We start from the raw sequence: 9,473 nt of genomic DNA, 5'->3' as shown, positions 1-9,473 counted from the left end.
CAATTATCGTAAAACCGAGTAATTGCCCGCAAGGTTCTTTCTACGGCAGTCTGGCAAGCATGGGAGTTTAAATCATCAACAAATTTAAACTCTTTCCTTAATGCTGTGTTGTACCGAAATAACTCTGTTTTGCCAACACCCTGATTATCCATCCAATAACGCAGGACTTTATTCCGAACAAATTGGGTTGTCCGTATTGCTTCGTTAATGGCTTCTATTTGATTAGGTTTTGGCTTGACTTTGTATTCTAGTACAAACATTTTGACAATGCTAGACTGGGTATCAATATCTTAACACAAAATTCTTTAAGTTGACACGGCCCCCTGCCAACCGCCTGCTGCCTTCGTTGACGTGAGCCAAGAGGGCTGCAAGGGATTGTCAATTTAATCATATTTAATCTTAAAATAGAGAATTGTCCCCGCTAAGATAAAAGTAACAAAATTAGCGACGATAATCGGTTTGCTGCTCATATAAATCCCGTAGATGAGCCAGAGAAAAACCCCCAGACAAAAGCAAATAAACATAGTTAGGGACAAGTCCTTAGCCGAACGATAACGCCAAGTTTTAATCACTTGGGGTAAAAAGGAGACAGTGGTTAATATTCCCGCCACGATCCCGATTAGTTCAATAATATTCACCGCTTATCCTCTTGGCTTAGTTTCTCTCATTTTAAACTGTTGACTATCTAAATTACTCCTGACTTGAAAGAGGGTGTAGGGTGTAGGGTGTAGGAAAGGAAACCTCTTTCATCTGTGGGGGTGAAAATTTTTTCATCAGGACTGACGACCGACGACCGACTCCTAACCCCACTAAGAAACTTTTTCAGCAGCTCCTACTTATTGAGCGATTACTATCACTGAAGTGCCGATTTGTACCTTTTCAAATAAAGCCTTTATATCTCGATCGCGCATCCTGACGCAACCGTGGGAGACGGCCCGGCCGATGAGATTTTCTTGCGGTGTACCGTGAAAACCGATAAAATTCGCGCCATCGGTCCAAAATCCGATCCAACGCGCCCCTAAAGGGTTGTTTTTTCCCGATGGCACCAGTTGACCGGTGAAAGGATGTTCCCAGACCGGTTCCCGCACCATCTGAATCACCCTAAATTGTCCCGTCGGGGTTTCCCAACCCCGACGACCGATCGCCACTGGGTAAGAAGCAATTATTTTCTGTCCTTGGTAAACAAAAACCCGTCTTTTTTTTAAATTCAGCAGCAAACGGGTTTCCGTTCGGGTTGCCGTGGTTGCGGGAAGGGAATTGCCCAGACTAATCGGGGGATTGAGGAAAAATTCCCCTATTCCTAGACATAAACAGAGAATCGGCAGAAAAACTCGCATCTGATACCAGCAAAGTCAAAATTTTTTATCCGTATTCTAATCTGATTGTGAGGATGTCAAACCGTCGATATGGTGAGTGCGGGAGGGGAGGATAAAATCGGAGTCGAGTTGGGCTAATTCGGTTACACTAATCCATAGCTGGAATATTAACTTTTGTAACTATGACCGCCGCTATTGCTCTCGATCGCGTTTCTAAAATCTATAACAATCTCCCAGTAGTTAACGAGCTTTCCTTTACCATCGAAAAAGGGGAAATCTTTGGTTTACTCGGTCCCAACGGTGCGGGAAAATCGACGACAATCCGCATGATTATCACCCTAACCGAAGCAAGTCAAGGAGAAATCGCAGTGGCGGGGTATGATGTGAAAAAATACCGCGATCAGGTGAAGAAAAATATTGGGGTAGTCTTGCAACAGATTAGCGTTGATGGGGAATTAACCGTCTGGGAAAATATGGAATTTCACGGCCGGATGCACCATATCCCCAATCCCCAGAGACAGGAATTAATCGATCGCTATTTAGATTATGTCAGTTTAAGCGATCGAAAATCTGCCCTTGCCAAAACTCTTTCCGGAGGGATGAAACGACGTTTACAGATTGCTCGCGCTCTTCTTCACGAACCAAAAATCCTCTTTCTCGATGAACCGACTGTCGGTTTAGACCCCCAAAATCGTCGTCGTTTGTGGGAAGTAATTCGAGATTTAAACCAGCAAGGAATGACAATTTTATTAACCACTCACTACATGGAAGAAGTGGAATTTCTCTGTCAGGATAACGGCACGGGAAAACTGGGCAGAATTGGCATTATGGACGCAGGCAAATTAATCGAATTAGGAACTATAACGGATTTTCGCACTAAGTATGGCGAGGGTTTAGTTATCAAACAAGTTGGCGATAAAATCGATTATAAATTCTTCCCCACCGTGGCTGATGCCAATGCCTATCTTGACAGTTTGAGCGATAAAACTGGAGTAATGTGTCGCCCTTCCAACCTCGAAGATATCTTTGTGGAACTGACGGGACATCAATTAGATTAAATTCTTGGTTTGGCTGTTAGGAAGTTGTTCAGTTATCGGTTTTTGACTCCGGTTTTTCTGAGATTAGCTGTGTTTAAATCGGCATTTCTTGGCTTTTATCTGATGTCTATTTTATCGGCCAACCTGCTAGAGTCTAGGTCAATTAGCTGAGGCTGTCCCTAAAAACCGAGTTCAACCCTAAAAAAAGAGGCTTTTAGCGGGTTTTAAGCTTTTTGAGCCAGATAAATGGCCCAGCAAGGGAACTTTTTCCCGAGAGGGAGAGTCGTCGGGAACTGGATAAAAACTAGAGTCCCCCCTCGATCGATAGACAAAATTGACGGTAATCGTTTAGAATAAAGCACTGAATACTGACAAGATGACAATTATCCCTATGACCGATCTCCAGGCAAAAACTAGATGGTCAACAGCGCGACGATATTACGAGTTGCTTAGTGTTTTAGTGGAACGTAATCTCAAGGGACGCTATCGGGGTTCTTTTCTGGGGGTTTACTGGTCTTTGTTAAATCCCCTGATTATGACTGCACTATACACGGCAATTTTCGGCACGGTTTTCGCCTCTTATTTTGATAATTCTATAGTTAACTATGTCCTAGCGGCTTTCACTGGTTTAGTAGTAATAAATTTTTTTAATGCTTCCACTAACCAAGCTTTACCTAGTATCGTTGGTAATGGCAGTATTTTAAATAAAATTCGTCTGCCGGTTAGCATTTTTCCCGTTTCCATGGTAGTGGCAAATATTTTTCAATTTGCTATTAGTATCTTTCCCCTTTTGGCTATAGTAACTCTCTGGAAATCTCAAAGTTTACTTAATGTAATTGCTCTGATTTTTCCCGTGATCGGTCTTTCTCTGGTTTGCACGGGAGTGGGTTTCTTTATCAGTACCCTCTACGTTTTCTTCAGAGACTTACCCTATTTTTACGAAATTGTTTGTTTTGTCGCTTGGATTAGCAGCCCGATTTTCTATCCCCCAGAAATTATTCCTCCTTCCGTAAAACCATTCCTCCTATTAAACCCATTATTGCCAGTAATCGAAAGTATTCGCCAATTGTCCCTTTCCCCCGGATTACCGGATTTTGGTTTGATTTTTCAATCTCTACTCGGTGGGATAATCATCTTAGGAATTGGTTGGACTTGCTTCCGACTCTGGCGACATTTATTTATGGATTTATTATAAATGACAGAAGTAATTCGACTCGATCAAGTGTCTCTCGAAAGACGTACTCAAGAAGAATTCTCCTACGATCTAAAAAGGACAATCTTCTCTATTCTTGAAGGTAAATATCGTCAACCTGCCAAAAAATTAGTTCTAGATGATATAGATTTAGTCATTAATTCTGGAGCAAAATTAGGTATCATTGGAGCTAATGGCGCAGGAAAATCTACTCTCTTAAAAGTCATTTGTGGTATTCTGGAACCGACAAAGGGACAGGTGAGAGTCAGGGGACAAATTGCCTCTCTAATTGAATTAGGAGCGGGTTTTGATCCAGATTTACCGGTAAAAGATAATATTATTCTCTATGGGGTAATGCTGGGATTTTCTCGTCAGGAAATGAAGGAAAAAACCAAAGATATCCTTGACTTTGCTGAGTTAGAAGAATATATGGGAGCGCCGGTGAAATCTCTTTCTTCCGGGATGGTGGCTCGTTTAGGATTTGCGATCGCCACGGAGGTTCACCCCGATATTCTTATTCTTGATGAAGTCCTTTCCGTCGGGGATGAAAGTTTTAAAAATAAGTGTAAACGACGGTTAAAAAAATTCTGGAATTCTAACGCTACTATTTTAGTAGTTTCCCACGATTTGACTTTAATTCAAGAGTCCTGTAACCAAGCAATTTGGCTGAATAAGGGACAGTTGCAATGTCAGGGTGCATCGGAAGATGTAATCAAGTTTTATTTGGATTCCGTGCATCAAAATGAAGTTAATTTTTAATTAAGTAGGTAATCTCAATTAATTGTTAGATAGTAATAATGTATCTACGTTTTACTTAAGTAGCTGGTTATAATTAAATTAAAAATGGATTTTAGGTTCGATCCCCCCTGCCCCCCTTGATAAGGGGGGTGCCGATCCCCCCTTAATCCCCCCTTAATAAGGGGGGGATCTGAAAGTTTTTAATACCCACCTACCTAGTCGAAAACGCTGTAACCAAATAAAAAACCTCGGTGTCCAGCCGAGGTAGCGCTAAGTTATGTAGGAGAACTCAAGCAAATCTGTCAATGGGGTAAACCCAAACCCCGAAAACTTTTTTAAGCTAGTAGGCCAAGTTTTTTGCCATTGTCTCGGACTAAGGGAATCATATTTTGTCTGATACTCCCCGATACAATCTGAACTGGCTTGCTGTCTTGGCTGTTTTGCTTTAACTTTTAGTTCATGTAAATAAATGTAACAATATTTTTACGAATTGTAAAGAAGGATTGACAAAATAAAACTTATAGGATGTATAAGCTAAGTTAATATTTTTCGCCGATCGAAGCTAGGGAGGTAATATATAGGGAGATTGGTTCACTAGCGTGACAAGGTGTACCCAGAATGTCCTATTCGTTTTTGTTCCCACTATTCACCGCTGCCTTGGCTGCCTATTTCTGGCAGCAGTCCAGCGATGAGATCGCTTATCTGGCCAGTGCCGCCACGGTAATTAGTTTAGTGTTGAGTCTGGTTTTAGCTCCTTGGCAGATTCAGCTATTAATTCTCTTGACAGTTGTGATTGTCGTCACCTTTTTATGGCAAGGACGAGAAGAGCAGAAGAATCTCCCCGTCCCCACTCCAGAAACCGTCGGCGAGAAAAAGTATCGTGGCGCCACCTATATCGAGCCAACAGTCACCGAGGCTCCTGTCAAGGAGCGAGGAGGTAAATATCGCGGTGCGGAGGTTAAAATCACCAATAATCCGACGGTGGCTAACCCAATTCGCTCCTCATCTCTCAAATATCGCGGCGCTGGTTCAGCAAACAAGGACCAGTAATCAGTTATCAGTTATCAGTTATCAGTTATCAGTTATCAGTTATCAGTTATCAGTTATCAGATTTGAGTTTTAAGTGAGTAGTATTAAATAGAAGTTTCCTACTGTCTTTTCACTGTTTACTGTTTATTGTTCACTGTTCACTGAAACTTCCCACCTATCTACTGGTCTTGAATATAAGGCTGATTATTTTTGATACAATTGTATGCCTTTTGTAACTCGATTCCCAGATAACCGATATGTTCGGGAATAATTGCGGGATTGGTTGTTGCAAGCTCGCGGATTAATTTGAGGGGATTTTTGCCTTGATAACAAGCGACAACTTCCCCGCTGCCGGGGGTAGTTTGTTGGACAAGAATTTGTTCTTTTTCCACAGAAATCAAAAAGTTACCGCTAGGGTCAAAAAAATTGCGCTGATTGACAATTTTATCGTACTGGGTGGCGATTAATCGTTCGACATTCTCCCAAGTATCATCGTATATATGGGCTGATTGACTAATAGTAATCAATGGACCCAAGGTTAAATTATACTGGGAGCGTTGATTGATTTCTTGGCAAATATGTTGCTGTAAAGCGCGCAATCCCATGGCATTTGCCGGCCAAGCGGCAAACATATCATTACTTCTAAATATTGCGGTGAGAGATAATTCATTTTCCACCACTCGCACCCAAATATGATTTAAACAGGGACTACCTCCCTTTTCGTGGTCTTTCACATCCCAGAGGGACATAACTGCACTAGCAGCATCAATTTCTGAGATTAATTTATTAATAACCTGTGCAATTTGGTCCCGGCCAAACCAAGAGCGCAATCTTTGACCGTAGGTGTATTTAACTCCTTGGTGTATAGGGGAATCATCGAGAATTTGCCCGATATATTCGGTGAGAAAAGCTCTATCTATAGGCAAATAATTAGGTTCAGGAAAATAAAATTCTGGTGGTTCATCAGTGACAACGGCCATTAGGTCAATTAATTCTTGCCATTTACCATCATATCCTGTCGGTCTAATTGTGCCAGTGGTTTTAATCTTTTGGAGAATTTTTACCCAAGTTTCGGCAATAGTTTTTCCTTCAATGCGATGACCGTATCTTGTCCCGGGTAGGAGAGAAGGAAGATTTTCTGAGATAGGAAAGGTTAATGGTTCTCCCCAAGTTGGTAAGGGGGATTGTTTTGCATAATTTTTGACAGTTTCAATCGCTTCTGGGATGGATATAACTGGTTGATATTGAATTGATTGACGCAATTTTTCGAGAATTTCTCTGTCAATTTCTTTGTCAATATATCCAGTGGTAGAAGAATTAATTAGCCAACATTCTTTACCTGTGTCACTTTTTCCTAACTGGAATCCTTGACTAAAAAAATCTAGCAAACATTGACAGCTACCGGAGTTCTTATCTTCCTTAGTCGCGTTGAGAATAACTAAGTATCTAACGTGGGGATTTGCTATTAAGTTTCTCAGCAGGGGACTAATTCCTCTGGTGGGACTATAAAGATTACCAATCACCGCGTATTGGTCGGGATTTAAATGTTTAGCAAGGGACTGTTTTACTGTCCATCCCGTGATAATTGCCGTTTGTCCGTGACCGCAGATTAATTGATTGGGTTTATAGTGGGGTTGGTAGATGAATTTAGGGGTGGTTTCTGTACTAAGCATGGATTTAAATTAATCGTTCAAGATAATTAATAATATTTCGGTGAAGGTTTTCTATTGTATCACTCCCATCCAGTTGTAAACAATTATCTTTATATTCTTTAAATATCTCGATAAACATCTGACGAACTTTCATTAATTTTTCTTGTTTTTCGTACACTTCTGTGATGGCTCTGTTTTTAATTCTTGCTAGAGAAATATCGGGAATAACATCGATATAAATAACTAAATCTGGATTGGGAAAATGTTGATTTAACTGCCGAACAAAAGCAAATTCTTCGGGATTATTGCAATTGTAGGCCAGGGAGGAAAAATAATAACGAGTAGTGATAACGTGGGTTTGTTCTTGGTGAATAAGTTTAAAAATGCCATCGTGATCATTATATAAGTGATCATGGCGATCAGCTGCAAATAAATAGGCCATTTGTCGGTCAAATTGATTTTGATCTTTGATAGAAATAAGATTAGTTTGCATTATTTCTCGAATCAAACGACCGATGACTCCCTCGGAAGGTTCCGGACTTAAAACTGCTTTTTCCCCTCGCTTTAAAAAATATTCTTGTAAGAGTTTTGCTTGGGTACTTGTTCCCGATCCGTCAATACCTTCAAAGACAATAAACTTCGGTTTCATAATTTAATCTTCCTTCTCGCTCTAATTATCTGAATAATTGTTTTAGCCAAGTTAACCAAGATTTTTTTGGGGGGATTAATTGCGTCATTTCTCCGATAATCTCTCCCATACTTCCCCAAGCATAAATATTTTTATTGAGGGATTGTATGGTTAAATTTTCTTGTAAAGCTAAACTGATAATACTAATCATTTCTGCTGCTTGATTACCGACTATTTGCGCTCCCAGTATTTTACCATCTTGTCGGTAGATTAATTGACAAAATCCCGTGGTTTCCCCCCAGATTTGCTGTGGGACCATATTTTTAATTGGATAGTTGATCATCTTTACCTCCTCACCATAGCTGTCCTGGGCTGCTTTTCCAGTTAAACCCACCCAAGCAATAGCAGGATCGAAAGCAATAAATGAGGGAATTTGCTCGGGATTAAAGTTAAATTTTTCTCCCGTGAGCAGATGCTTGACTAACCCAAAAGCAGCCCGATGATTTAAAGTAGGATCGGGATAATTATTTCTGAGCAAATTTAGGGCATAAATGCGGGAATTATCGGTTTGTAATTGCTGATTAACCCTAATTAATCCCTCCTCTAGTTTAACTCCCACCCCGGTCAAATTTAATCCCTGTTCATTGACTTGATAATTACCGGCAAAAATGAGATCATCAACTTCGATGACACGATTGCCTAATTGTAACCATTTTTGACCCTCGATCGCTTTCACTTGACTAGGACAATAGCCGGGTAAAATCTTAATTCCTTCCGCTTCTAAAATGGCAGTAACTAAATGGGAGATTTCCCAATCAATATCCGGCAGTAGATAATTATCCTCGATAATTAAGCTAATTTCTTTCCCTAAACGTCGGAGAATTTGCGCTAAACTCACAGCCATGCTGCTGTTGCCAATAATCGCTAAATGTTGTCCCAACTTGTCTAAATTTGGCTCTTGCCAAAGGGTTTGAGCGGTAAAATAATTAACCTCATCTAAGCCGAAAATTTTCGGGACTTGCAGATAAAAACCCGTGGCGATAAGATAGTGTTTAGCCAACAATTGCCGACCATTAACCACAAATCCTAAATGGGGCAGCCGGACAAATTCCCCCCCACCCAGGATAACATCTATTCCTTCCGTGGCTAATCTCGCCAAAGAATGATTTTTATTAATAGTTTTATCTACTTCCTCTAACCATTGCCGCAACCGTTGCCATTGGGGATAAATGGCCGTTTCTTGCCAATGATTCAGCAGTTTATAGAGATGGATAATTTGGCTGTAGCCCTTGCTAAAAATGTCCTCAGATGCCTCTAAATTGTCGCTAGAAGGCTGTTGCACTAAAGCCACCCTTTTTTTGAGGTGAACAGCCAACAAAGCCGCTTCTATCCCCGCAGGAGTGGCACCAATAATTACTAAGTCGTAAACCACAAATATAAAGTAAAAAGTCAAAAGTCAAAAAAGGTGTTGGGGGTTTTGGGGTGTTAGGGTGTTAGGGTTTAAGGGTTTTAGTTGAAATTCCCCCACTTCCCCACTTCCCCCCGCAACGCGCACGAAGTGGTCTCCCCATTTCCCCATTCCCCCACACCCCACACCCTACACCCTACACCCTCTTTCAAGTCAGGAGTCAGGAATCAGGAGACAGCATTCAGGAATCGGAAACTTAACACTTAAGTAGGGTTTGCTGAATAAATTTGAAATGTAGGCAAAGTAAGGGTTTTGGGGCTTTTCTCGCTCCCACAGGTGCAAGATTTTGAGAGAATCGTCGTTCAAAACCTTGCGTCTTCATCGGCCCGCGTCCTGTAGGGGCGAAGCATTCGGGCAATAACCTATCGGTGAAAACGTAGATTTTCTATCCGAATGCTTCGCCCGTACTTATT

At 41.0% G+C, this 9,473-nt stretch carries 9 protein-coding genes and 1 pseudogene; 4 read left to right on the top strand and 6 right to left on the bottom strand.

The genetic code is table 11. The features are described from left to right. The 3 genes and pseudogenes from IM456_RS09520 to IM456_RS09510 all read right to left on the bottom strand — a co-directional run. Positions 1-260, bottom strand: a pseudogene (locus tag IM456_RS09520) (RNA-guided endonuclease TnpB family protein); the annotation flags it as partial. A 123-nt stretch (positions 261-383) separates the two neighbouring features. Continuing rightward, positions 384-638 carry a SemiSWEET transporter gene (locus IM456_RS09515; protein ID WP_002743903.1) on the bottom strand — a complete coding sequence of 85 codons (255 nt, stop codon included), beginning with the start codon at positions 636-638 and terminating at the stop codon, positions 384-386. A gap of 198 nt (positions 639-836) precedes the next feature. After that, positions 837-1,337: a L,D-transpeptidase gene (locus IM456_RS09510; protein WP_149988178.1), complete on the bottom strand. Its 501-nt coding sequence runs from the start codon at positions 1,335-1,337 to the stop codon at positions 837-839. A 161-nt stretch (positions 1,338-1,498) separates the two neighbouring features. Between IM456_RS09510 and IM456_RS09505 the strand changes: the two genes are divergently transcribed. The 4 genes from IM456_RS09505 (at position 1,499) to IM456_RS09490 (ending at position 5,333) form a co-directional block, all read left to right on the top strand. Beyond that, positions 1,499-2,374 (top strand): ABC transporter ATP-binding protein, encoded by an 876-nt coding sequence (locus tag IM456_RS09505; protein WP_061432495.1) that lies wholly within the window; start codon positions 1,499-1,501, stop codon positions 2,372-2,374. 370 nt (positions 2,375-2,744) lie between these two features. Further along, positions 2,745-3,548: an ABC transporter permease gene (locus IM456_RS09500; protein WP_172970564.1), complete on the top strand. Its 804-nt coding sequence runs from the start codon at positions 2,745-2,747 to the stop codon at positions 3,546-3,548. Next, entirely contained in the window at positions 3,549-4,304 is a 756-nt protein-coding gene (locus IM456_RS09495; RefSeq protein ID WP_002758792.1) for an ABC transporter ATP-binding protein, read from the top strand. A 597-nt stretch (positions 4,305-4,901) separates the two neighbouring features. After that, positions 4,902-5,333, top strand: coding sequence for a DUF4278 domain-containing protein (locus IM456_RS09490; protein ID WP_287169302.1), 432 nt, complete (start codon positions 4,902-4,904; stop codon positions 5,331-5,333). Positions 5,334-5,491: 158 nt separating this feature from the next. On the opposite strand, the gene IM456_RS09485 is transcribed toward IM456_RS09490, so the two are convergent. The 3 genes from IM456_RS09485 to IM456_RS09475 are packed head-to-tail and all read right to left on the bottom strand — an operon-like array spanning position 5,492 to position 9,024. Beyond that, the gene (locus tag IM456_RS09485) at positions 5,492-6,985 is read right to left on the bottom strand and encodes a thymidylate synthase (protein WP_287691806.1); all 1,494 of its coding nucleotides are present in this window, start codon (positions 6,983-6,985) and stop codon (positions 5,492-5,494) included. 4 nt (positions 6,986-6,989) lie between these two features. Next, positions 6,990-7,613, bottom strand: a complete 624-nt coding sequence (tmk, locus tag IM456_RS09480; RefSeq protein WP_287691807.1) for a dTMP kinase — start codon at positions 7,611-7,613, stop codon at positions 6,990-6,992. 25 nt (positions 7,614-7,638) lie between these two features. Further along, entirely contained in the window at positions 7,639-9,024 is a 1,386-nt protein-coding gene (locus IM456_RS09475) for a dihydrolipoyl dehydrogenase family protein (protein ID WP_287691809.1), read from the bottom strand. Positions 9,025-9,473 lie beyond the last annotated feature (449 nt).

The sequence above is a fragment of the Microcystis sp. M079S1 genome, assembly GCF_020246425.1.
GTDB lineage: Bacteria > Cyanobacteriota > Cyanobacteriia > Cyanobacteriales > Microcystaceae > Microcystis > Microcystis aeruginosa.
Note: the sequence above shows the minus strand (reverse complement) of the source record. Positions and strands in the feature narration are given on the sequence as shown.

Coding starts and splice junctions, on each gene's coding strand:
- IM456_RS09490 (WP_287169302.1), top strand. CDS start 4,902: ATGTCCTATTCGTTTTTGTTCCCACTATTCACCGCTGCCTTGGCTGCC.
- tmk (WP_287691807.1), bottom strand. CDS start 7,613: ATGAAACCGAAGTTTATTGTCTTTGAAGGTATTGACGGATCGGGAACA.
- IM456_RS09500 (WP_172970564.1), top strand. CDS start 2,745: ATGACCGATCTCCAGGCAAAAACTAGATGGTCAACAGCGCGACGATAT.
- IM456_RS09485 (WP_287691806.1), bottom strand. CDS start 6,985: ATGCTTAGTACAGAAACCACCCCTAAATTCATCTACCAACCCCACTAT.
- IM456_RS09495 (WP_002758792.1), top strand. CDS start 3,549: ATGACAGAAGTAATTCGACTCGATCAAGTGTCTCTCGAAAGACGTACT.
- IM456_RS09505 (WP_061432495.1), top strand. CDS start 1,499: ATGACCGCCGCTATTGCTCTCGATCGCGTTTCTAAAATCTATAACAAT.
- IM456_RS09510 (WP_149988178.1), bottom strand. CDS start 1,337: ATGCGAGTTTTTCTGCCGATTCTCTGTTTATGTCTAGGAATAGGGGAA.